Annotated in this window: 22 protein-coding genes and 1 other RNA gene; 7 read left to right on the top strand and 16 right to left on the bottom strand. The window is 37.2% G+C overall.

Going from position 1 to position 24881, the window contains the following annotated elements; all coding sequences use genetic code 11:
• Positions 1–68 precede the first annotated feature (68 nt).
• The 5 genes from ACQKN4_RS20795 to ACQKN4_RS20815 all read right to left on the bottom strand — a co-directional run bounded on the left by ACQKN4_RS20795 (position 69) and on the right by ACQKN4_RS20815 (position 5350).
• Positions 69–1205: a THUMP domain-containing class I SAM-dependent RNA methyltransferase gene (locus tag ACQKN4_RS20795; protein ID WP_079560010.1), complete on the bottom strand. Its 1137-nt coding sequence runs from the start codon at positions 1203–1205 to the stop codon at positions 69–71.
• Positions 1206–1208: 3 nt separating this feature from the next.
• On the bottom strand, positions 1209–2948 hold the full coding sequence (locus tag ACQKN4_RS20800) for a putative bifunctional diguanylate cyclase/phosphodiesterase (RefSeq protein WP_427484707.1): 1740 nt from the start codon (positions 2946–2948) through the stop codon (positions 1209–1211).
• A gap of 293 nt (positions 2949–3241) precedes the next feature.
• An RNA gene (gene rnpB, locus ACQKN4_RS20805) (RNase P RNA component class B) lies at positions 3242–3622 on the bottom strand.
• A gap of 60 nt (positions 3623–3682) precedes the next feature.
• A complete protein-coding gene (gpsB, locus tag ACQKN4_RS20810) occupies positions 3683–3976 on the bottom strand; it encodes a cell division regulator GpsB (RefSeq protein WP_079560008.1) in 294 nt (97 codons plus the stop codon).
• Between the two features lie 117 nt (positions 3977–4093).
• Entirely contained in the window at positions 4094–5350 is a 1257-nt protein-coding gene (locus ACQKN4_RS20815) for a ribonuclease H-like domain-containing protein (protein WP_427484708.1), read from the bottom strand.
• Positions 5351–5730: 380 nt separating this feature from the next.
• Between ACQKN4_RS20815 and ACQKN4_RS20820 the strand changes: the two genes are divergently transcribed.
• Complete coding sequence (locus ACQKN4_RS20820; protein ID WP_427484709.1) at positions 5731–6321, top strand: hypothetical protein; 591 nt, start codon at positions 5731–5733, stop codon at positions 6319–6321.
• A 160-nt stretch (positions 6322–6481) separates the two neighbouring features.
• Here ACQKN4_RS20820 and ACQKN4_RS20825 read toward each other — a convergent pair whose 3' ends face one another.
• Positions 6482–7261 (bottom strand): S-layer homology domain-containing protein, encoded by a 780-nt coding sequence (locus tag ACQKN4_RS20825; RefSeq protein ID WP_427484710.1) that lies wholly within the window; start codon positions 7259–7261, stop codon positions 6482–6484.
• 222 nt (positions 7262–7483) lie between these two features.
• Between ACQKN4_RS20825 and ACQKN4_RS20830 the strand changes: the two genes are divergently transcribed.
• Positions 7484–8074: a copper amine oxidase N-terminal domain-containing protein gene (locus ACQKN4_RS20830; protein WP_079560005.1), complete on the top strand. Its 591-nt coding sequence runs from the start codon at positions 7484–7486 to the stop codon at positions 8072–8074.
• A 168-nt stretch (positions 8075–8242) separates the two neighbouring features.
• Here the strand turns inward: ACQKN4_RS20830 and ACQKN4_RS20835 are convergent, their stop codons facing one another.
• Positions 8243–8365, bottom strand: a complete 123-nt coding sequence (locus tag ACQKN4_RS20835) for a DUF4062 domain-containing protein (RefSeq protein WP_427484711.1) — start codon at positions 8363–8365, stop codon at positions 8243–8245.
• Between the two features lie 485 nt (positions 8366–8850).
• On the opposite strand from ACQKN4_RS20835, the gene ACQKN4_RS20840 reads away from it, so the two are divergent.
• Entirely contained in the window at positions 8851–9837 is a 987-nt protein-coding gene (locus ACQKN4_RS20840) for an ETX/MTX2 family pore-forming toxin (RefSeq protein WP_427484712.1), read from the top strand.
• Positions 9838–9906: 69 nt separating this feature from the next.
• Positions 9907–10194, top strand: a complete 288-nt coding sequence (locus ACQKN4_RS20845; RefSeq protein ID WP_427484713.1) for a hypothetical protein — start codon at positions 9907–9909, stop codon at positions 10192–10194.
• Between the two features lie 29 nt (positions 10195–10223).
• On the opposite strand, the gene ACQKN4_RS20850 is transcribed toward ACQKN4_RS20845, so the two are convergent.
• The 3 genes from ACQKN4_RS20850 to ACQKN4_RS20860 all read right to left on the bottom strand — a co-directional run bounded on the left by ACQKN4_RS20850 (position 10224) and on the right by ACQKN4_RS20860 (position 13628).
• Positions 10224–12497 carry a DEAD/DEAH box helicase gene (locus ACQKN4_RS20850; protein WP_427484714.1) on the bottom strand — a complete coding sequence of 758 codons (2274 nt, stop codon included), beginning with the start codon at positions 12495–12497 and terminating at the stop codon, positions 10224–10226.
• Entirely contained in the window at positions 12472–12855 is a 384-nt protein-coding gene (locus ACQKN4_RS20855; RefSeq protein ID WP_079560001.1) for a YppE family protein, read from the bottom strand. The genes ACQKN4_RS20850 and ACQKN4_RS20855 overlap by 26 nt, the downstream gene beginning before the upstream one ends.
• Positions 12856–13433: 578 nt before the next feature.
• Positions 13434–13628 (bottom strand): endonuclease, encoded by a 195-nt coding sequence (locus tag ACQKN4_RS20860; protein ID WP_079560000.1) that lies wholly within the window; start codon positions 13626–13628, stop codon positions 13434–13436.
• Between the two features lie 423 nt (positions 13629–14051).
• Between ACQKN4_RS20860 and recU the strand changes: the two genes are divergently transcribed.
• Both recU and ACQKN4_RS20870 read left to right on the top strand, forming a co-directional pair.
• Entirely contained in the window at positions 14052–14702 is a 651-nt protein-coding gene (recU, locus tag ACQKN4_RS20865; protein WP_079559999.1) for a Holliday junction resolvase RecU, read from the top strand.
• Positions 14699–17407: a PBP1A family penicillin-binding protein gene (locus tag ACQKN4_RS20870; protein WP_427484715.1), complete on the top strand. Its 2709-nt coding sequence runs from the start codon at positions 14699–14701 to the stop codon at positions 17405–17407. Before recU ends, ACQKN4_RS20870 begins: the two co-directional genes overlap by 4 nt.
• Positions 17408–17475: 68 nt before the next feature.
• Here the strand turns inward: ACQKN4_RS20870 and ACQKN4_RS20875 are convergent, their stop codons facing one another.
• The 6 genes from ACQKN4_RS20875 to ACQKN4_RS20900 all read right to left on the bottom strand — a co-directional run bounded on the left by ACQKN4_RS20875 (position 17476) and on the right by ACQKN4_RS20900 (position 22315).
• The gene (locus tag ACQKN4_RS20875) at positions 17476–17790 is read right to left on the bottom strand and encodes a YpoC family protein (protein ID WP_079559997.1); all 315 of its coding nucleotides are present in this window, start codon (positions 17788–17790) and stop codon (positions 17476–17478) included.
• Positions 17787–18449, bottom strand: coding sequence for an endonuclease III (gene nth / locus ACQKN4_RS20880; protein ID WP_079559996.1), 663 nt, complete (start codon positions 18447–18449; stop codon positions 17787–17789). Before nth ends, ACQKN4_RS20875 begins: the two co-directional genes overlap by 4 nt.
• Before the next feature lie 12 nt (positions 18450–18461).
• Positions 18462–19190: a DnaD domain-containing protein gene (locus ACQKN4_RS20885; protein ID WP_079559995.1), complete on the bottom strand. Its 729-nt coding sequence runs from the start codon at positions 19188–19190 to the stop codon at positions 18462–18464.
• A gap of 108 nt (positions 19191–19298) precedes the next feature.
• On the bottom strand, positions 19299–20594 hold the full coding sequence (gene asnS / locus ACQKN4_RS20890; RefSeq protein WP_079559994.1) for an asparagine--tRNA ligase: 1296 nt from the start codon (positions 20592–20594) through the stop codon (positions 19299–19301).
• Between the two features lie 28 nt (positions 20595–20622).
• Positions 20623–21816 carry a pyridoxal phosphate-dependent aminotransferase gene (locus tag ACQKN4_RS20895; RefSeq protein ID WP_427484716.1) on the bottom strand — a complete coding sequence of 398 codons (1194 nt, stop codon included), beginning with the start codon at positions 21814–21816 and terminating at the stop codon, positions 20623–20625.
• A 16-nt stretch (positions 21817–21832) separates the two neighbouring features.
• Entirely contained in the window at positions 21833–22315 is a 483-nt protein-coding gene (locus ACQKN4_RS20900) for a DUF5590 domain-containing protein (protein WP_079559992.1), read from the bottom strand.
• A gap of 520 nt (positions 22316–22835) precedes the next feature.
• Here ACQKN4_RS20900 and ACQKN4_RS20905 point away from each other — a divergent pair.
• A complete protein-coding gene (locus ACQKN4_RS20905; protein WP_427484717.1) occupies positions 22836–24839 on the top strand; it encodes a multicopper oxidase family protein in 2004 nt (667 codons plus the stop codon).
• The last annotated feature ends 42 nt before the right edge of the window (positions 24840–24881 follow it).

Raw genomic sequence — 24881 nt, forward strand, 5'->3', positions numbered from 1 at the left:
ACTATCTGGTCCTATTATACGCGACGAAACGGAAGATAAGAAAAAATCTTATCTTCCGTTATCATTCGTTAATCTCTTTTAGACTTTTGTCCCCAGAACTGGTAATAATTCGTTTCAATAAAGCCATTGAATAATTTACGTTTCTTTGTCGATTGACGACCGTACAGCTCCTCAAAGTTTTTCATTGAAGATAGCATGTACACAGACCAAGTCGGGTTGTTTTTCATGACTTTTCCTAAATCACGAATTACCTGCTCCACGATCTCAATGTCCCCAATACGCTCCCCGTATGGTGGATTACCAATCATAACACCATCTGTTAGCTGTGTTGTAAAATCACGTGCTTGCATTTGCTTGAACGTAATCATATCACCAAAGCCCGCTTCTAGTGCATTTTCTTGTGCAATATTCACCATGCGATGATCGATATCTGACCCGAAAATTTCTAATGGTTGATCATAGTTCGCTAAGCTATCAGCTTCATCTCGCACTGCATCCCAAATTTTTGCCTTCATCCATGGCCATTCCTCTGAAATAAATTCACGATTATAGCCCGGTGCAATATTTTGTCCAAACATTGCTGCTTCTAAAGCAATTGTGCCCGAACCACAAAATGGATCAACGAACGGTCGATTTGGATTCCACTTTGAAATTTGTACGAGTGCCGCTGCTAATGTTTCTTTTAATGGTGCTTCACCCTGTGCTTGACGATACCCACGCTTATGCAAGCCCACACCCGATGTATCAATAGTAAGTGTAGCCACATCTTTTAAGATTGAAACTTCAATTTTATAAGTTGCACCAGATTCATCTAAAAATCCTAAACGCTTATAATGCTGTTTCATGCGCTCTACTATTGCTTTTTTAGTAATAGCTTGACAATCGGGTACACTAAATAATTTTGATTTTACAGACTTCCCCGATACTGGGAAAGCTGCATCAACGGGTAAGTATTTTTCCCAAGGTAACGCTTTTACACTTTCAAACAATTGTTCAAAAGATTTAGCCGGAAACTGACCTACAACGATTTTTACTCGGTCTGCTACACGTAGCCATAAGTTTGTTCTTGCAATGGCCGTCTCGTCACCTTCAAAATACACTTTACCGTTATCGACTGTTGTTTCATAGCCTAGAGCCTTTACCTCTTGTGCCACAATCGACTCTAATCCCATTGCAGCAGTTGCTACTAATTTATAGTTTGCCATACACTAATTCCTTCCTTGATGTTCAATTTCCCAATACTCCAGAAACTCCATAAGTTCGTGAAGTGGTAAAGGTTTACTGTAATAATAGCCTTGGATTATATCACAGTTCATTTTACGTAGTATATCCACTTGTTGTGCTTGTTCTACACCTTCAGCAACAACTTTCATTTTTAAGCGATGCGACATTTGAATAATCGCATCCACTACTGCCTGTTTTTCATCGAGCGAGCCAATATGCTGAATAAAGCTCCGATCGATTTTTAAATAATCAAGGGGAAAACGAACTAAATAACTAAGAGACGAATAGCCTGTCCCAAAATCGTCAATAGAAATTTTAAAGCCCATGTTCTTGAGTCGCACAAGCTTGCTAACCGTTTCATTTGCGCTGTTCATCACTGTTCGTTCTGTAACTTCGATTTCAAAATTGTTAGCAGGCGTGTTATAACGCTCTAATATCGCTTGAACAGAGTCTAAAAAGTTTTGTTGCTTAAAGTGAATGCTGGAAATATTGATAGCAACTGGAGTCTTATAGCCATATTGACGCATCTCTATAACTGCTTCACAAGCTTTTGCTATAATTACTTCGCTCAAAGGTATGATTAATCCTGTTTCCTCCGCATAAGGAATAAATTCTGCTGGAGAGACAAATCCTAGACTTTCACATTTCCAGCGAATAAGTGCCTCTACCCCTTGTATCTCTTCATTTTCCATAGATATTTTAGGTTGGAAGTGCAGCTCAAAATCCCGGCTTTCAATGGCTCTCCGTAGTTCCGAATCTAATAATAAAACACGCTGTGAGTCCGTCTTCAATTCATCAAAATAAAATGCATAGTCGTTAAGGCCATTCTTTTTTGAATAAGTCATCGCCTTGTCAGCACAATGAATCAATTGCTCTGTTGTTTCACCATCAATTGGATACATACTGATACCAATACTTGTAGAAATAAAAATATCTTGGCCATTAATATCTAAAGGCTGTTCAATAATACCTATAATTTGTTCAGCAAAATTTGCAGCTTCTTTAGCACTTTTTACATTTGTCAACGTAATAATAAACTCATCACCGCCATATCTAGCGATGATATCTTTATTTTTCAACAATGTTTTTAAGCGTTTTGCTACTTCTACTAAAATGGTATCTCCAACAGCATTTCCTAACGTATCATTAATTTGCTTAAATCGATCTAAGTCTAAAAAATAGACTGCATGCTGTACCGAATGAGAGATAGTAGAAGTTGATTCTAATAAATTATCCATTCTTTCAATATAAGCAAATCGATTTGATACTTCCGTTAATGAGTCCGTTAACAATCGCTTTTCTAGTTCATTTTCTACGATTTTTCTTTCAGACAAATCTGAGAAAATGCCACAGTAATTTGTAATCTCTCCATCATCGTTAGCTACACCGACAATTGTTAACCATTCTGGATATACGTCTCCGGTTTTACGACGATTCCATATTTCCCCCTGCCAAATGCCTTCTTGTCGTATCATTTGCCACATATCTAAATAAAATTGTATTTCATGTACACCTGACTGTAGAACGGCTGGTGTTTTTCCAATCACTTCATCACGTTTATAGCCAGTTACAAATTCAAATGCAGGATTGACCAATTCAATTCTTTTATTTTTATCCGTGATCATGATACCTTCAGATACACTTTCGAAGATTTTTGTCAATAAGGCAGTAGGATATTTGGAAATCGAATTTAGCTTCTCCAGACTATCGTTCACTCCGCTCATGATTCCGCTCCATCCTATCTCTCTTTACTACCCTCATTTTTTAGAAAAGCGCTTTTGCGCCAGTCTACTCGTATGTAGACAATATGTACATCGTTGCGATAATAGTTTGATCTAGATGTTTGTTTCGAATCGTAGCGACAGAGGCATGACCAACAGTGTACAGCCTTATTCTCAAACGTATATCGCGCATGTTTAGACATGCTTCACAAGTAATTTTTTCTTACTATAGTCAAAAGAAAAGCTCTCCACCAAATTGGAGAGCGCTTGTCATTTCATAATAAGCATCAAAAAAATTCCATAAGCCATGTTTTGTTCCCGAGTACTCAAACAGCTATCGCCTCGTACGACCGGGTAGTAATCATCTATCTACAGAGCGAACTCTGTCCCTCTATCCGTTCAATTCCTTTTAGAGAGTGCCCCTACCATAATTTGGGTTTCTCACTCGTGGGGTTTACCTCGTTCCACCTTGCATGTTTCCAAACAAGCTACGTCACTGTGGCACTTTCAGGAAGTTTCAACCATATCATAAAGACTTAGGTTTTCCTTCCGCCGTCAGCTTTTACAGCTGCCTTACCTTATTTTTTCAGTAAGCACGAACACTACGGTCATCTCAGAACCGTGCGAGCATGGACTTTCCTCTACGACGTCTAGCGCCGCAGCGATTACCAGAATTTCATGATGATAAAAAGATTATACTAGAGTTTTATGATAAATACAACATTATTGACAAAAATTTATTCGTACAATTTACTACCAAAGACATGTTTCTCTAAATTAGAAAGACGTTTTAAAATATCAAAGTTAGTCGTACCAGATGTCGATGCGACAGGTTGTCTCTTAGGTGTATTATCAATTTCTTCTTTTAACTGTTTATTTTCTTCACGAAGTTGGGCCACCGCTTTTTCGAACGTTTCATAGTCTTGTATTATCTCATCAAGAAATGAATCGACTTCTTCTACATTGTAGCCTTTAAAGTTTTTCTTAAATTCCTTTTCAAGGATCATTTTTGACGTTAATTTAATATCCATTTACATCGCCCTTCCTCACACTACGTCGTTTCATTATAGCATACTTCATCACATTATATCTTCTGAAAACATCAAATGTAAGGCAAAACTTGTCGTTTCTTGCGCTTACCCGGGAAATTATTTCTTATTTCCTAACCTGAGCAACCTCTTCTCCCAAGAAATTCCCCATTTTTGCTTTTGTTCTACTCTCCATTGCTCATTCTTCTTAATTAAATTTATACCCTCTTGCGTATAATAAAGGGCTTGGTCATAATCTTTCATTTGATGCTCATATATCATAGCTAGCTGTTCTAATACGTGCAACTTTTTTCGTTGATCAACAAAATGTAGAGAAGCAACAAATGCATCGATCGCTTCACTAAACTTTTTATTTCTTTTATGCTGTATGGCCAAATAATATTGTGCATTTCCCGCTTCAAGTGCATCAAATTGGGTCGTAACTTTCTCTAAAACCTTTACACTCTGCGAACTCTCTTTTAAATCGGCATACCACTTACCGATATTTGTAAACGTTTTGGCCGATTCTTCACCTGTCTCTTCAAATAGCAAATTTGTAGAATGGACATAAAGCGTAATCAGTGAAAGTAAATCCCATTCATTATGAAGAAGGACTTTCATCAGTGCATCAGGAACACCGCTTTTAATGGCATCTAAATATATAATAGGTGCAAGATATCCAGGTATATCTCCAATGCGGGAAAAGCCAAGCTTCTCTTCTTCCACAGATTTTAATTTCATTCGCTCCATATCATTTTTCCATAAACGCTTTGAACTATGCAATAAATCGATTTGACGTTGTGTACGTAGCTTAGGTAACTCTTTTTGGTGGAGTGTCCAACGTGTTTCAAGTTGTGGCCAGTCAAAGCTTTTTCCATTGTAAGTAATAACCGTCGCAGTTTTTTGCCAAAGCTTTGATTCAAAAAGTAACGCTGCTTCATGAGCAGGATCCGCTAAAAGATATTGAGTTAAAATAAAACTTTCATCTTCCTCTGACACTTCTAAAAAACCTAGAAGAAAAATTTGTGTACCTACACCCTTTAAGCCAGTCGTTTCCGTATCAAAAAACAATACTTTTTCATTCATTTCTAACGCATATGGATGTTCGAACTTTGCCTCTTGCCATTTTACTAATGCATCAAAAAATGACTGCAATTTATGATGACCATGCTGATAACTAAATGGATAACGCACTTGCCGTTTAAAAACAATACCGAATTCATTTTCAACAACTGTCAGTCCCGCCTTTTCCCACTGCTCTGTATAGCTTGGAGGTACAGGTTTTTGAAAAGCGGGTTTAGCCTCTTTTTTTATAGTTGTTGTCGTTTTTTTACCGAGCATTTTTTTCATTTGTAAAATTTTATTTTCGTAAGACATTACCTTCACTCATTTTCTACATTTTATATTGCTAAAACTTATAGTATTTTTTCTCATTTACTGTAATCATAACTCATCTTTTAGCTTCTGCACAAAGAGAAGGTAAAAGTAGTAAGGTTAGACGAGTGTTCTTACCACTTTTCTTTCTCCGCAGGTAAATTTAAGTGGCTATATATATACGAAGCCTTATGGATGATGTAGTTATACGGTATAGTTAGGATGTATTATAATACAATAAATAATTGAATATAGCGAAATTGGACACTTAATTCGCGCAACCGGATCAAGGAACATAAAAACAAGATATTCAAATTATCGGCACACATGCATAGGAAAATGAAAAATAAATTAAGAAATGGGGAAATTAAGGAGGTTTTAGTATGCTGAACACTTCTTCGAAACGTGCTATCGCACTAACCGTTGTTATACTCGTAATCTTTTTATCTTTGTTATTAATAATGAATATAAAACCGATTCCAGAAGTTCAGGTAGACGCAAATGAAATTACATTTAATACTCCTGAAGAACTGGATGCTGCGGCAGATCTCATTATGATCGCATCTCCATCTAAAGAGTTTATGGACCGTGAACACAAGGTAACATTTTTTGATGACGATACAATCCAAGACTACTATACTTTAACAGAAGTCCAAGTTGAAAAAGTTATTAAAGCACCTAACAACTTTCATCTTTCCAAAAATAATATGATCAAAATTATTGAACCTGTTGGAATTGTAGGTCGAGGTACAGGGAAGAGAAAGCTAGTCACTAATCAATATGAGGAGCTCAAAGAAAAAAATTCTTACATTATGTTTTTACAGCAAAACTCAAAGGGACAGTACGGAATAATTAATAATAATTTAGGTAAATTTAACTTAGATAATAAAGATGCTTTAGATATGGGAGAAAAAAAATCTTCAGATGATAAGAAGTTTAAAGATGATGTTCTCCAAAAATATTCTATCGACTAATTAACAGTTCACTTAACCGTAAAGGCACTAAACCTCACAAATTTATGGATAAAAACCTCTATACTATAAAAAAGCCCAGGCTCAAAATTAATTGAGTACCTGGGCGTTGATGATTAATAGATCAAATATGAAAACGACAGTTTGATTAAATCATTGCTTATTACTTGTAGATAATCACACTACGATCAAGCGCTAAAGATAATCCATCTCCGATCTTATCGAAAACTAAACTGGCACCTGTAGAAGTTTTAGCTTCGGTGCCCATCCAACCATAATATTTTTCACTCGTAGTTTCATATTGAAACAAACCTTTTCCTCCTAGTAAAAAACTAACTTGTTCATAACTCATACCAGACTCTAACTTTTTTAAGTTCTGTTCTGTTACTTGAGGGTATTTCTTATTGGCGGATTCATTACCACTAGCATCTTTAGACCTTACTGTGTTAAACGTTACAGTTATGCTCAAGTCTTTTGTAATTATATAATATTCACCATAATTAGAGCCTGGACTGTACTTTCCAAACATCTTAATCGAATCGTCTGATGTTGTTTTTCCAATTTCGATAGCTGCATACTTCTCAATACCATCTAAAGGAACATCTGTATCAATATAACCCTCTTCGGCTAGGTTTTGTACAACACCTGTTAATTCAGCACGCGTGACGTTGCCATTTGGTTTAAACGTACCATCTGGATAACCACTAACTATTCCCTTTTCTTGTGCCCAAATAACTGCATCTTCGTACCACGCAGCTTTGATATCCTTAAATGTTCCACTCGCTGCGCTTACAGTTAGTGTAGCCCCCCCTAATATAATCGCTATGTAAATCCTAAAACAAAGCCTTTTAACGTTTTCTTCTGCGTATCCAATTTCCTCTCTTATGTACATATATTTTCCACAATTATTGATGCTATCATAGAGTCGGATATTAATATCCAAGTAAATATCGGTAACCTAAGCCATCCATCTCTTTCCCATTACAACAATATTTTGAATTACGGTCATTTATCTAAGAGAAAAAAGCAACTTGAATAAATACAAAAATGACCAGGTCCAAATCAATTAAGAATCTGTATTTTGAAGATATTTGCTATAAAACCATGTTAATATAACCCAACTATTAGTATAATAATTACATACTTTGTTAATAGGAGGATATTTATGAAAAAATTAGTTTTATTTATTACAATGTTGTCTTTGTTTATGGCGACATCCTTAACGGCTGATGCACACCCGGGTCGTCTTGATAGTAATGGTGGTCATAACTGTTCTGATAAGTCTAAAGAAAAAGGTCTTTGCTCAGGTTATCATTATCATAATAAAGCCAACGAGCCAGTGCCTTCTACCAATATAAATCAAAAAAAACCAACACATCAAAGCACACCAGAACCAGTGCTTACAACTGTAGATGTATATATCAATAACGTTAAGCAATATTACAACCCAAGTGCTTATATTAAAAACGGAACAACTTTAGTTCCTATGAAAGCTATTTTTGTATCACTTGGTGCAACTGTTACTTATGACAATGCAACAAAAAAAGTGACTGCACACAAAGATAATAAAAAAATCGTCATTGGCATTGGAAATAAAAAAGCATACGTTAATTCAAACGGCGTTACAACTACAATTAATTTAAATCATGCAGCTGAAATTTATAAAGGAACTACTATGGTGCCTTTACGTTTTGTAAGCGAAGCACTAGGTGCAGGTATTACGTTTGATGGAGCTGTATATATTACAACAAAATAATTAGGTTGAATCACACGGGGCAGCATATTATTTAATGGTGATTTTTTATATCTTTCTAGTAAGTCTTATTCAACAATGCGATCTCGTAACCGTAAGATAATCTTTAAACTGATAAATAAAGTGGGCTTGAGGAAATAACTTGGTTATTCCTTAAGCCCTCTTTTTAATTTAATTTTGATTAATTTGATTTAAGATCCGAAGAAGTTCTATTATCCTCATTAAAATCCCTTCAACTGCTTTTTGCCTTTCATCTTTTAAATCCAGATATGTTGAAGAAACAAAAACCTGCAATTTCTTTTCCAGTTAATCAGTCTCCTAGCTTTACTATACAAACATCGCATTATTTTTGTAAAATACTCCAATGTAGTTAAGGGATAAAAATCAAAAACAGGCCTCATTTAATTAATGTTGATATGGAATTTATTAAAGTTTTAGCTTTCTAAAGAGAAGATGGATTTATTATTCAAAATTTTGCGAATACAATCTAAACCATTAAAATATTTATCTTACACTTAAACCTTGTTAAATATTAGGATATTATCTTTTATATTTTTTTGTGACATTTTATATAAATCAAATGAGTCCCCTCATTAGAATTATGAGTATTTTCGTATATTTTAGTAACATTTATACCCTAAATAAACTTATATATAATAATAAACTATGTTATATTTGGTGATTTTACTTACTTTTCCGAAGATTCGCATTTTAAAATATTGTTATGTATGATTGTAATGTAATGGAAATAAAAATATGAGTAAGCTAGGAGGAAAGATATGAAGAAAAAAATTACGAAAACATTATTATGTGCGACTATGGGGATAAGTATTTTAACACCCTTAGCGGTATCCGCCAAAACAGAGGATAATAACGAGCAACAATTGATTACACAGATTAACCAGAGGGAAAATAGTTTCCCTAATGTAGGACTAGGCACTCAGTGGCTTTTCCAATATTACGATAAATATTTAAGAGCGAATGGATTACTTCGTGTTGCTCCAGTTGTAACTGCGGAAGATTTAGAAGTTAAAAATTCTTATGGTCAATTAGCAATGGAACCCCAAGTAATAAGTACTACCCCACTTTGGGCTGGACAAAGTGATTTAGAAAATGCGACTGACCGTGAACAAACTTTAAATTCAACAGAATTTCGTAAAACATATACCAACACTACAACTTCTTCTACAGAACATGGATTTATGCTAGGGACTGAAACATCTCTTTCGACTGGCATACCCTTTCTAGCAGAAGGAAAAATCACCTTAAAAGCAGAATATAATTTTAATAGTACTCAGACGCATGAATCTTCTGAGACTGTAGAGTATGTAGCCCCAACTCAAGCAATTATTGTTCCACCACAAACAATTGCTCGTGTAACGGCAACATTAGATGTAAAAAAAATTAAAGGTAAAATGGACCTTCATTCAGAAATTGGATTGAATAAAGAAGTATATGGTTCCGATAAAATCACAATGTATCATGTATTTGAAGGTATAAAAGGTTCGGTAAGCCTTGGTTCTATTTATGACGATGCCTACAAGCAAGCAGAAAAAGATGGGTATAATGAAATACCTGAGATTAAAGCTCTTTCAAGAAGTTCTAATAATCCCGATTACTTTTTAACTAGTGGAGTGGGGAACTTTGAATCAGAATACGGCAGTATTTTCAATGTTAAAGTTGAATTTATAAATATAAAAACCAAAAAGATTGATAAAACAGAACATATAGTTATACAACCTAAAATAAAATCACTATCAGAATAAGTGATATGCTCCCCCATTAATTGAGTACCTGGGCTTTGTCATTGGTTTATGCGTGTTCATTTATTTACAATGACATCGATAGATTACTACATCATTCTCAACAAAAACTTACATCGACTTTCCGAAATTATGCATTCAAATGTTTTAACTCTCGAATCAGATCAGAGTCGATTTGGGAAATTTAAAAATGTAGCACTAGCAAAAGGTAGTGACGAGTTGAGAACAAAATGGCTTAAGTTACTCCGCGCAACTTTGAAAAAACACCCTAACGCTTCTGGACGTCAACTAGAAGAAATTACAGAAATTAACCGTAAGATGATTTATAAATTAATTAAAGAAGAGGGCTTGATGGAATAGCGCTAGACTTTTCCTCTCATGTCCTCTTTTTATCTCTCATTTAAAATTCGAAGTAACTCTACTACTTTTTTCTTCGCTTGTTCCAAGCTATCCTGAGCCCCTATACATGATGGACAGCCGGATTTACAAGCACAATTTGCTACGTGCTCCAATGTCTTAATTAAAAGCTCTTCCCATAAATCATACACCTTTTCACTTAGACCAATACCCCCAGGATACTTGTCGTAAACAAAGAACGTCGGCAATTCATTATGAGCAGCCTTTACTTGTGGAACTACTGCGACATCGCTGCTGTCACATTGAATGAATATCGGAATGAATGCATTCATCGCATAAGCTGCCCCTGCCATAGCGTCTGTAAGCTCCGCTTCCGACAATTCTGATGTATTTTTGAATGATAGCCAAGACGAGCTTGTATGCATTTCGTCCGGTGGTAAATGAATCGGCCCCGAACCTATATTATCATGATTTCCATTGAACTTTATTTTTTTAAATATCGTTGCCTGTGCGACTAAGCCGACATCACCGAAGCCAATAATGCCACCTTTATAATCTCGGCTCCGATCTTCTTCTAGCACCTTCATCTCAACTGCTAGATTAGCGTCAGTATAATAATCGACATCTACTTCTCGTACATAGGCTTTCTTCTCTTCCCAATCAAGCTTTTCTACTTGAAATTGAATGCCCTGATGCAAATAAATAGCCTCTTCATGTAGCAACGTCATCGCACTATGACGATCCATTTCACCAATAACCTTTGTTTGCGCAGGGACAGTCATATCAATGATTACAACATTTTCTTGCGAAGCAGAACGAAGACTAATATCATGTGCTGGAAAACGGTCACTCATCCAATGCCACTTCTCACTCGTTTTAAAAATAACGCCTTCCTCCGCTAAATAGTCAAGTAACTCCTGAATCTCATATTCACCATACGTATCATGCGTGGAAAATGGTAGCTCAAACGCTGCACATTTCAAATGATCCATTAAAATTAACATATTTTCAGGATAAATACGCGCTTCCTCAGGTGCACTACCAAGTAAAAAGAGTGGATGGTTCACTACATATTGGTCAAGTGCGGCTGATTGTGCTACATAAATAATTAGCGCCTCGTCCTGACGACGGCCAGCACGACCCGCTTGCTGCCACGCACTTGCGATATTTCCCGGATACCCTGTCATGATACATGCTTGTAATTGGCCAATATCGACGCCTAATTCTAGCGCATTTGTACTCACTACGGTTTGAATTGTACCGTCGCGAAGCCCTCGTTCAATAACACGTCGCTCAGAGGGTAAATAACCTCCACGATAACCTCGTACCGATTCATCTAAAAGCTTATTGCGTGTAAGCTCCTTTAAATACGTCACAATCATTTCTACTCGCACACGACTTTTGGCAAAAATAATGGTTTGAATACCTGCTGTATATAATCTTTTAGCGAGGTCACTCACCTCCAAAACAGCACTTCGACGTACGCCAAATGTTTTATGGACGATCGGTGGGTTATAAAAAAGAAATGTCTTTTTCCCAACAGGCGCTCCAGAATCACTAATTAAGGCATGACTTTCATTTGTTAAAGCTTCCGCCAGCTCTTTTGGATTTTTAATGGTTGCTGATGTACAAATGAAAATCGGCTTACTACCATAAAACTCACAAACACGCTTCAGCCTTCGAATAACATGCGCAACATGTGAGCCAAACACACCTTTATATGTATGCAACTCATCAATGACGATATACTGTAAATTTTCAAATAGTGAAACCCATTTCGTATGATGTGGCAATATCCCCGAATGAAGCATATCCGGGTTTGTCATCACAATATGCCCTGCCTTACGTACTTTTTGACGAATGCCTGGCGCAGTATCCCCATCATACGTATAACTTAAAATTTCTTCGCCGCTCTGTTCGATTAATTCATTTAAATCATTTTTTTGATCCTGCGCTAAAGCTTTCGTTGGAAATAAATAAATAGCGCGCGCATTTTTATCTTCTAATATTTTTTGAAGTACCGGTAAATGGTAGCAGTATGATTTTCCAGATGCAGTTGGTGTTACAGCAGTAAAAGAAACACCTTCCATTGCGTAATCAAATGCCTGACGTTGATGAGTATACAGTTGTTCAATTCCTCTTGATTGAAGAGCCTTTACAAGTGAAGGATGTAAGTTGGCAGGGAAAGGTGCATATTTAGCCTCTCGCCCTTCAAGTGTTTGCCAGTGTACTATGCGTTCCTTCAATTCCTCATCATATCTCCATTCGCTTAACAGTTCACTAATGGTCCTTTTTTTCGATAACATCTGGTTGTGTCTCCTTCACTACCCGTTCTAAAATTTCCAGCGTATATGAGGTTGAATGAATCGCATCTAAAAAACGCTTTTTACTTGTTTCTTTATAAAAGGATTGCACAACAAATTGCTCCATCGATTCTGCCGCTGAAGCAATTTGTTGTATATGCATATATTTTGGTCGATTTTTTTGAATCCACACATTCGCCTCTTGTTGCCATTCTTTTAAAAGTTGGTGAATGATATCTGCGTGTGGTTTAACCTCCTCAAAAAAGTCGGGCGTACGATCCTCCTCACGCATTTGCCAGAAGCGTGAAACACATTTTTCACATTCATCTATTAATTTGGAAGTTTGCTGTAATAATAACAAATTTCGCACCTCTTCTTATTCAATTAAGGCTCATCACCAAAATGGGTGAATTTCCGTTCCAACTGGGCACTTGCTTAGGACATTTGATAAGCCATTTGGGCATCACTTTGTTCCTCTATAGGTGCTCCAAGCCTTATAACAAGGCATACATTTAAAAAATGTCTCCCAAAATTTTTGGCGATGAGCGTTAAAATATATTTTTATTATTAGGTCAGTACTACTTAAAATAAGATTGAACTACATTAATATAAACGCATAATCTCATTATAAGCTAGTTTCGAACCTGCTATTTTAAAATTCGTCTACAAAATAATTTATGCTATATGAGTAATTTCTCCCAACAATAGATAGAAGTCTTTATTTATGGCTCATCATCATAACTCGGGATTGATTTTCGTTCCACAGTCCTGAAGCCTTTATCACAAAACGTATGCTTTTTAACCTTCGTCCCACTCACGCCTTTGACCAAGGAGTCCCCTGTTTCAGTAAATGTCTAATCAAACATTGACAAATAATGTATGAAAAATGCTCATATTGAGTTAGTTACACTGCATATGAGATAAGTGTACCAAAGTCTATCATTTTTCACTACTAATAGGCGAACAAGCATTCTTTACTTGCCAGTTCTTTTCTGCTAAGCTTACTTTCTGGCTAACAGATTTGAGCTGCTCAAAAAAATGCATACTCTGTGCATTGTTTTCCAAAGACACTCTTGTTAACAGTAATTGATTGACCAGATCCAACTGCGCAACTAATTGTTTTAACTTGTTCAAAATAACGCCTCCTTTGCTTTAATTTATGTATTCCTCGTATGTATAAAATTACCTTCATGCGTGACAAAATAAGCGTAAGTTAGCTGAAAGAAGAAGTATTTCGATAAAAAGTTGAACTAGTCTATTAAATTCCCTTGTCTTGAAACTTGGAATCAAATAGAGAAGTTAGCGTGGAATACCGTATTTTCTATAAATCCGCTTGAAAATTTCATCAGTTTTTTTGGCGATTCGCGTGAAAGAGCTAATTAAATTACTTGCTATTTTTCGACTTTAAGAGGCGAAAATTGCCCAAAGATTGATCATCTGCGGGTAAATTTAACTATAAAAAATCTAGCGTCAATCATACTATTAATGGAAGTAGAGAACTGCTACTTAATCGTGGTAAACTATTGTATAATAGCAGTATTATAGAGGGTGAACTAAATGACAATTCGTTATCCGAATGGGAAATTGTATTCCCCCAATCCTACTGTTCAAAAAACGGTTAAAAAGGGGAAAGAAAAAGATGTTTCTTTTAGTAATCGAGGAAAAACACTAGAAGATGAAATTGATGAAGCAAACGATTATTATGTAAAAAGACGACTTGCTATCATTCATAAGAAACCTGTTCCCGTGCAAATCGTCAAAGTAGAGTACCCATCACGAAGTGCTGCAGTTATTCGTGAGGCTTATTTTCGAACACCGTCAACAACAGATTACAACGGTGTATGGAACGGGCGTTATATTGATTTTGATGCAAAGGAAACCGCTTCAAAAACCAGTTTTCCCCTAAAGAATATTCACTTACATCAAATGACACATATGCAGCAAGTGACGGAACAAAATGGTGTGGCCTTTATTATCGTTCGTTTCTCGGCTTTTGAACGGTATTTTATTGTGCCATATGATGTTTTACAAAAGGCCTGGCTAGCGATGGAAAACGGTGAACGTAAATCGATTCCCTTTTCAACTATAGAAAAGGAAGCTTTTGAAATTCCTACAAGCTATTATCCACGTATCGATTATTTACCGATTATCCAACAGCTCATTGAAGCACAAAGTCATGGTTCTGAAAGTGAGGAGATAGTAGAATGACTGAACGTCGTCCAACACGCGGTGAGCATCAAAAAGCTCTCGCTCAAAAAAATAAAAAAAGCGCTCCGAAACCATCGAAGAAAAAATGGTTTAAGCGCATTACGCTAACACTTGTAGCAATTATGGCTGCATGTTTTATTGGTGGTGCTGGATTATTCGCCTATTACGCAAGTACCGCACCTAAATTAGATGAAAGCTTACTGAAGGACCCCGTTTCTTCTGAGTTCTATGATAAAAACGGTGAATTATTTGCCACAATTGGTGCAGAAAACCGTAAATATGTAAAATATGAAGATATACCTAAGGATATGGTTAATGCAATCCTTGCAACGGAAGATGTACGCTTTTTCGAGCACGGTGGTATGGACTTTTACCGCCTTGGTGGAGCAATACTCGCTAACTTCCGTGATGGCTTCGGGGCACAAGGGGCCTCTACATTAACACAGCAAGTTGTTAAAAACTCATTTTTACAAAATGAGAAAAAATTAAAACGTAAAGCACAGGAAGCTTGGCTAGCCTACCAATTAGAACGTAAATATTCAAAAGAAGAAATTTTTGAAATGTACTTTAATAAAATGCTGATGTCAGGTCGTGTTTATGGCTTCGGAACAGCAGCCCAATATTTCTATGGGAAAGAACTAAAAGATTTAGATTTAGCTGAAGAAGCATTACTTGCAGGTTTAGTACAGCGCCCAAATGCTTACAATCCATTAAAAAATCCTGAACTTGCGGAAAAACGCCGTAATACCGTTCTAGGATTAATGTATCAACATAAAAAAATTACAAAAGCCGAGATGGAAGAAGCAAAGAAAGTAAAAGTTACAGCTGGTCTGGCTGACGATGCGACACGTCAAAAATTTGCTGGCTCTAAATACGATGCCTTCCTTGATGTCGTTATTAATGAACTAGAGGATAACGGTGATGGTAGTGCAATGGCAGAAGGTATTAAAGTTTACACAACACTTGATCCGAATGCTCAGCAAATTGTTGAAAATATTATGAATGATGACAGTAACTTCCCAACAGAAGAAATCCAATCGGGTGTGTCTGTCATTGATACGAAAACTGGTCAAATTCAAGCAATCGGTGGCGGACGCAATTACGGGGCTGAACGCGGTTGGAACTATGCATATGACTTACAACATCAACCAGGTTCGACTATGAAACCATTACTAGATTATGGTCCAGCAATCGAAAATTTAAAATGGTCAACAGGTCAAACACTTGTGGACGAACCAATGAACTACACTAATTCGCGTCAAACGATTACAAACTGGGATAATAAATATATGGGTGCCATAACAGCACGTAAAGCTTTATATGCTTCACGTAACGTTCCAGCTGTTAAAGCATTACAAGAAGTTGGTATTGATAAAGCTAAAGAATTTATTGGTCGTTTAGGTATAAATGCTAAAAATGTTTATGAATCTGATGCAATCGGTGGTGGGGATATTACGATGTCTCCTACGCAAATGGCTGCTTCCTTTGCAGCATTTGGAAATAATGGTGTTTACACTGATCCTTATTCAATTACAAAAATCGTTTACCGTGACGGTAAAACAACAAAAGACTACACACCAGAGTCTAATGTAGCAATGAGCGATTATACAGCTTATATGGTGACAGATATGTTACGTGATGTTGTCGGCAATAAGCCGGATGCGTCAGGTACTTACGCCAATGTACCTGGATTAGATATCGCAGGTAAAACAGGTACAACGAACTACGCAGCTGCTGATTTTAGCAAGCATAATTTACCGGATACAAGTGTACCGGATTCATGGTTTGCTGGGTACACTACAAACTATTCAATCGCTATTTGGAGTGGTTATGAAGAACACTTTGATCCAATTACAACTTGGGATGAGCGTCGTTTACCACAAATTTTATTTAAACAAATTATGCAAGATATTTCGGAGAACGTTGAAACACCACGTTTCAAAAAGCCAAATTCAGTTGTTGAAGCTACAATTGAAGTAGGATCAAAGCCACTTAAATTAGCAAGTAGTTTTACTCCGAATGAGTTACGTCGAACAGAGCTATTTGTACGTGGTTCAGAGCCTAATGAAGAATCAAATAAATACGCTGCACCAGAGCTTTCTACACCTTACAATGTAAGTGCAAGCCTAGATTTAGAAGGTCAATCTATTAATATTTCTTGGGAGCATGATGCAATGCTTAATCCGGATTCAAATGAACCGCTACCAACAACCTTCGAAGTATCCGCTAAAAAAGAAGGTGGAGAGACTATTTCTCTTGGTACAGCGGATAGCAAAGGTTTAACAGTTAGCAACAAATTGGAAGATGGCAACTACACGATTTCCGTAGTAGCAGTTGTAGATGGTACACGCAGTAAACCAGGTACAACTACTTTCCAAGTAACAGGTACGGCTGAAGAAGATAAAGAGCCAGATACTCCTGAGGAACCTGATGTTGAGGAACCAACGGAACCGGACGAAAATGGCAATACCGAGGACAACGGTAACCACAATGGTAACGGAAATGATAACAATGGCAATACCGGCAACAATGGCAACAACGGCAACGGTAATGGGAACAGCAATGGAAATGGAAATGGTAACAACGGCAATGCAGGAAATGGCGGTACCCCGCCAGGTAACAATGGCAACAATAATGGTAGCCAGCCACCAACAACGCCAACTGACCCAACCGCTCCGGATGATGGTACCGGTAGTACTGAATAAAAAAAGTAGAGTAGCTTACCGCTACTCTACTTTTTTGTTGTTCTGATTCCTGAGATTATTTATCTGTATTACTTTTTTGTAGCCTGCAAACGTAGTCGCGCTGTTCGTTTTTTTGTTTCCTTAAATAATTCATCAAGCTGACGATAACAAGCATATTGGCTTGGCTTTGCTTTTATAAAGTTTAGTCGTTCGACACCGTTAATGGGTAATACTTCATCCCCTGCTTCCTGCACTAAACGCTCAAACAATACAACGGCCTCTTCCATCAATCCTTTTGCTTCACCATTCCTTGCATCATGTGCTGCATGAATTTTGGCTTCAAGTTCCGTCCATTCTGCAAACCAAGCATCCATTTTTTCCTTTGCGATTGCCTCTACATTCACGATTCCTTCACCAGCCCTTTTTTCAAACGCTTTTGCCCTTCTCTACAATCATCAAATAAAGGGCATGTGTGACAGCCAGGATTTTGAGCCTTACAATGATAACGACCGAAGAAAATAAGCTGATGATGTGTTTTCGACCACTTGTCCATCGGTGTTTTTTTCATAATTGTTTCTTCGACTTCTAATACTGAATCCTTCCAGCGGCAAAGCCCTAATCGTTTAGATACGCGCTCTACATGTGTATCCACTGCAAGTGCAGGAATATCAAAAGCTACAGACAACACGACATTAGCCGTCTTACGACCAACACCCGGTAACGTAACTAGTGCTTCACGATTTGCTGGTATTTCTCCCCCGTATTCCTCTAATAGTCGTTGACATAATGCTTGTATGTTCTTCGCCTTATTTCGATACAAGCCGATGGAGCGAATATCCTGTTGTAGCTCCTCTAAAGATACTGCTAAATAATCTTCAGGCTTTTTATATTTTTGAAACAATGTTTTCGTTACTTTGTTTACAAGAACATCCGTACACTGTGCAGATAATAGCGTGGCAATAGTTAGTTCAAACGGATTGTCATGCACTAGCTCACAATGTGCATCAGGGAACATACGATCCATTTCCGCTAGACAATGTTCCCATTGTTTTTTTGTTAACATGTCGGAAGCCCCCTATTCTCTTTCTTCTAACCAATTATAAAATGGTACTTTATTTGTTGACTGCGATTCTTGCTGCATTGTACGAACTGACGGTCTGTTAAATGTTTGCTTTTCGCGAAACTGCTCGCTTTGTTTTTGCGCAGCCTGTGGTGTCGTAATATTTTTCTTTTTCCACTCCAGTAATATTCGATCAATATAACGAATACTTAACTTGCCAGCAAATACAGCCTCCTTCAACGCCTCTTTAATAAGCGCCGGACTATGCTTATCGTCATCTAACCAAGACCCTATTTTTTCTAGCTCTAAAGGAGATAAAAGTCGTCCCATTTCCTCTTCAAATAATCGGAAAATCTCCCCCTCTTCTTGTCGGAGTGATGCCGCTGATTTTTGCTGTTCCTTCATTTCAATAATCTGCATAATGCGCTCCCAAAGTGGGTATACCGAGTATTTTTCATATAGTTTGCCATTTGCGTCAACGTCGCTTGTTATTTCAAGGAAACCCTTTTGCATTAATCGCTGTAGATGTGAAGTAATATCACTGCTAGGCATTGTTAGACGATTCATTAGATCATTAGGCGTTGGAAAATCATTACCCTCCGTATAGAATGCAAGTAAATGAATAACAATCAGTGCCTCATCATCCTCAATTTTTAACTCCTTATAAAACTGAAAAAAAAGCTGAGGAATTTGAATCATTCTCTGCTCAGTCCATGTACGGAGTCGATTATTATTTGCGCTCATATGATACTTGACTCCTTTTCCATCGTAAGTAGAAAAGCCGCGTAGATATATCACTACGCGACTTTTTTAATTTTACACTTTCAATACCTAAAACAAACTAGTTATAGCTTATGGATATAGGCGGTTTAGTAAACGTGGGAATGGGATTGTTTCACGAATGTGCTCCGTGCCAGAAATCCATGCCACTGTACGTTCTAATCCTAGACCGAAGCCTGAATGTGGTACAGAGCCTTGTTTACGTAACTCTAAATACCATGCATAAGCGTCTAAAGATAAATGATGTTCTTCAAGACGAGATTGTAATAAATCAAAGTCATGGATACGCTCAGAACCACCAATGATTTCACCATAACCTTCAGGTGCAATTAAATCTGCACATAATACTACATCATCGCGGTCTGGATGCGGTTGCATGTAGAATGGTTTAATGCCTACTGGGTAGCAAGTGATGAATACAGGTTTGTCAAATGAATTAGCAATTGCCGTTTCATGCGGTGCACCGAAATCATCGCCCCATTTAATATCATCAAACCCTTGTTCATGCAATAATTTTATAGCATCGTCATAAGAAATACGCGGGAATGGCGCTTTAATATTTTCAAGTTTAGATGTATCACGACCAAGTCGCTCTAAATCTAATTTGCAATTTGCCAGAACGGATTGCACAATATGCTCCACGTATTGTTCTTGTACTTCTAAGTTTTCTTCAAATTCAGCAAATGCCATTTCCAGCTCAATCATCCAAAACTCGATTAAGTGACGGCGTGTTTTAGATTTTTCAGCACGGAATGTTGGACCGAATGAGAATACTTTACCTAAAGCCATCGCAGCCGCTTCCAAGTAAAGCTGACCAGATTGAGAGAGGAATGCATCTTCATCAAAATATTTTGTATGGAATAGCTCAGAAGTACCTTCAGGTGCTGAACCCGTTAAAATTGGTGGATCCATTTTTGTAAAGCCTTTGTTGTTAAGGAACTCATAAGTTGCGCGAATAATTTCATTACGAATTTTCATGATCGCATGTTGCTTACGAGAACGTAGCCATAAGTGACGGTTATCCATTAAAAACTCAGGACCGTGCTCTTTTGGCGTAATCGGAAAATCAGTGGCAGCATGTAGTACTTCAATACCCGTTACAACAAGCTCACAACCAAAGCTTGAACGCTCATCTGCTTTAACCTCACCTGTAATGTACATGGAAGTTTCTTGAGACATACCTTTTGCAATTGCAAAAATTTCTTCGCCTACTTCTTCTTTTACAACAACGCCCTGTACAAAGCCAGAACCATCACGTAGTTGTAAAAAGGCAATTTTACCACTTGAACGTTTGTTAGATAACCAAGCACCTAGCTTGATTGTTTCGCCGATATGCTTTGGCATATCTTGAATCATAATTTTTTTCATAGAAATCCTCCAAAATTGGTTAAAAGGATTAGTCTTGCCATTTTGATTTTACAAATGAATCAATTCGACGGACTGCCTCTTCTAATAAGTCTAAAGATGTAGCATAAGATAATCGCATTGTAGTTGGTGCACCAAAGCCAGAACCTGGAATCACTGCTACGTTTGCTTCTGTTAAAATATCCGCAGCGAATGCATCTACAGAATCATAGCCAGTATGAGCCATAGCTTCTGCTACATCTGGTAATAAGTAGAATGCACCTTGTGGTTTTAATACGTTGAAGCCAGGAATCGCACTTAACTGTGGATAGATTTTTTCAAGACGTATTTCGAATGCTTGACGCATTTCTTCTACAGCATCTTGTGATCCGTTATAAGCTTCCACTGTTGCATATTGTGCAGTTGTTGTTGCGTTCGAAGTAGAGTGTGATGCAAGGTCAGTCATTGGTTTAATAATGTCCGCATCCCCTGCAGCATACCCGATACGCCAGCCTGTCATAGAGTGAGATTTGGCAACACCGTTTACAACGATTGTACGTGCTTTCACCGCATCAGATAGCTGTGCAATTGAAAAATGCTCAATACCATTGTATACAAGCTTTTCATAAATTTCATCTGACACGATTAAAATATCTTTTTCTTCTGCAACAGCAGCAATTTCAGCTAGCTCTTCGCGGGAATAAATCATACCTGATGGGTTGCTAGGAGAGTTAATGATAACTGCTTTTGTTTTATCTGTCACAGCAGCTCTTAATTGATCTGCAGTAATTTTATAGCCTTGCTCACTTGTGCCTTCCACATAAACAGGTACACCACCCGCTAATTTTACTTGCTCCGGATAAGATACCCAATAAGGAATCGGAATAATAACTTCATCGCCCTCGTTTAAAATAACTTGGAATAAAGTGTATAGAATATGTTTTGCTCCAACACCTACAATTACTTCATTCGGCTTGTATGTAAGATTGTTGTCGCGTTGAAGTTTATCGATAATAGCTTTCTTAAGTACCGGAAGACCGCCAGCAGGTGTATATTTTGTTAAGCCTTTTTCCATCGAATCAATGGCAGCATTTAAAATATTTTGTGGCGTGTTGAAGTCTGGTTCACCAGCGCCTAGGCCAATAACATCAATACCTTGCTCTTTTAACTCCTTCGCTTTCGCAGTAATGGCTAAAGTTGAAGATGGTGTTAAAGTTTTTACACGGTTTGCTAATAAATTTTTCATACGGGATCTACTCCTCTTATAAATTCGTAATGCGCTTCCACCAGTCGCCGTCCTTAAACATAATATAGACATAGTTGAGCTTATCGTGATCGTTTAGATATGAAATTTCCCAAACAGCACCTGGCTCCTCATAGCCTAATTTCACATTGAGGACTTTTTGTACATTTCCTTCCTTTTTTAAAACCGATAATGCTTCCTTTTCCGTAATACCATCTTTTAAATGCACATCCTTAATCGAATCAGCTTTTAGATTCGTCGGAACAAAGACAGCTTTTTTATCACCATATTCATCTACCCCGAACACAGTGACATACGAATGTTTGCCATTATATGTGTAGGACTCCGAGACAATTGCGAGGGCTTTGGCATCAAGTGCCAACTGTTCAGCCTGTTCTTCAATTGAATCGAATGGAGCCTCGGCTTTCCAGAGTACTAAAATACTAATGACAAGTGACAACGAAACCATAAAGACAGAAATGAAAATCAACCAGTTTTTCATATATTCACCTTATGTTTCACATCTAGCTTATTCTTTAACACGAATGCCTGATGCTTTTGCATGTTTATAACTGCGTATACATTCATTTTGCTTTCCATTTTTGTCAACCTGCTTTCTTTCCTCATACCACAACATTATACAACAATTTTGTGCTGTCGTGTTTCTTAATTTCATATATTGTACGTTGATAACATAACGTTTTCAAATGATTCGAGTAGTAATTTTTTTCTTTTTCGTTCAGCTCTAAAAAAAGGTACCCTTTTTAATGTAAAAAGCCCTATTCACCACTGCAATTAGGAATACAGGAATCAATCTACTTGCTCAACTGGATTTTATTTATTGAAATGTTTTTTTTGCTCAAACGCCTTGTTTGCTTAAAATATCGAACTCCTTTAGATGCTAAAATTTTTGTATTTTTATATTCGCACAGTATCTCCATTATTGTCCTAGTCGCCCATTATTTTTACCCATATGATGAGGTAATTAGCAATTTTAAGAATTAAAAAAGGGACGTGATGTTTTGACGAAAGAAGTCAATCCTACAGATCCAGCAACAATACCAAAATTTGTGGATGAGCTGCCAAAACCGGTTACCGTTAAACCAAAATACTATAAGGGGCCTCAAAGAAAAGATTATTATGAACTTAAAATGATGCAAGCAGAGCATTGTTTCCACGAAGATTTCCCAAAATCAATTATATGGGGCTATAACGGGCTTTATCCCGGGCCAACTATTGAAGCTAAAAAAGACAAAAGCATTTATGTACGCTATCAAAACCAATTGCCCTCAGAACACTTTTTACCAATCGATTTTACACTTCATACGGCAAACGATTCTCAAGAAGTAAGAACTGTTACACATTTACATGGCGCAAATGTAGATTGGGAGAGTGACGGTCATCCCGAGGCATGGTATACACGAGATTATGCACAAACAGGTCCAAATTTCAAAAAAGAAATACATGAATATACCAATCATCAACCCGGCACAACACTGTGGTATCATGATCACGCAATGGCGATCACCCGTTTAAATGTGTATGCGGGATTAGCAGGTTTTTATTTACTGCGGGATACACTTGAAGAGCGTATTAACCTTCCTTGTGGTGACTATGAGTACCCCATTTTAATTCAAGATAAATCGTTTAATGAAGACGGCTCGCTTTTCTATCCTGATGAACCACCATTCCCCGTTCCCGTACATCCATCTATTACACCTGGCTTCGTCGGCAATACAATCGTCGTAAACGGTAAGGTCTGGCCATATTTAAATGTCGAGCCTCGTAAATATAGATTTCGTTTTCTCAATGGTTCAAATAGAAGAGGTTATATCATTAGCCTTTCAAATGATGAGCCTATGATACAAATCGGAACAGATGGAGGGTTTTTAACAGCTCCTCAAGAAATTCAATCTGTCGAGTTATTGCCGGCAGAACGAACAGATGTTATCGTTGATTTTTCAAAATTTGAGGGTCAGGATATAACGTTAATCAATTCTGATGAAGATTTTTTCGATGAACATACAAAAGTCATCATGCAATTTAAAGTATGTCTTCCTCTAAAGTGTGAGGATACTAGTGAAATACCTGAAAGACTCGCAGTATCAATGGATTTACATCCCCACGATGCAAATACTGAAAGGCATTTACCCTTATCCGCCGCGACAGATGATTTTGGTCGACCAATGTTATTATTAAATAACCGAATGTATCATGACCCTGTAACTGAAAAACCTACACTAGATAGTATAGAGATATGGAATTTCATTAATGCTACACCGTTTGATCACCCTATCCATCTTCATTTAATTCAATTCAAAATACTAGAACGACGCCCTTTCAATATGGAGCTCTATCAAAATGAAGACAGACTGGAGTTTACAGGTCCCCCTGAAAATCCGCATATCTATGAGCAAGGTTGGAAGGATACTGTAAAAGTGGAAGCTGGAAAGGTTACGAAAATTATCATGCATTGGAAGGATCATGTCGGTCATTATATGTGGCATTGCCACTTTCTAGAGCACGAAGATCATGACATGATGCGACCAATACTCGTCATGAAGGAGGTTCCCCCTATGCAAGAGCCACATACTGAAATAGAGAACCATGAAATTGAGCATTCGCCAAAACAGAATCATGGTGACTCTACTATTATAACAAGCAATAATGAGCACACTGTACCGCTCCTTAACAATATTCAAAACATCACTCCGACACATGCTTCTGTGCAAACAACTTATTTAGAAGATGAAATAGAATATATTCCGCAAACTATTCCTCTCTTAACTAGTGCCCAAAACATCACTCGCCCTACTAAAACAGCTTATTCAGAAAACAATGTGGAATATAATCAGCTATCTAAACCATTTTTGAACAATACTAAAAATATCATTTTTTCAAAAGTAGAACACTCAGAACATCATAAAGTTTCTGATATTGAAAGTATCCCTCAGCCAACCCACTCGTCTGCTGAGTTCCAAACACGCCAAAGAATATCACCTAGGCATCGGAGAAGATGGTTTTAATACTGCAGGTCTAAAACGGAGACATAAGTCGAAAACTAATTG

Origin of the sequence: Lysinibacillus sp. NPDC093692, from assembly GCF_050280125.1 — a bacterium.
Classification (GTDB): Bacteria; Bacillota; Bacilli; order Bacillales_A; family Planococcaceae; genus Lysinibacillus.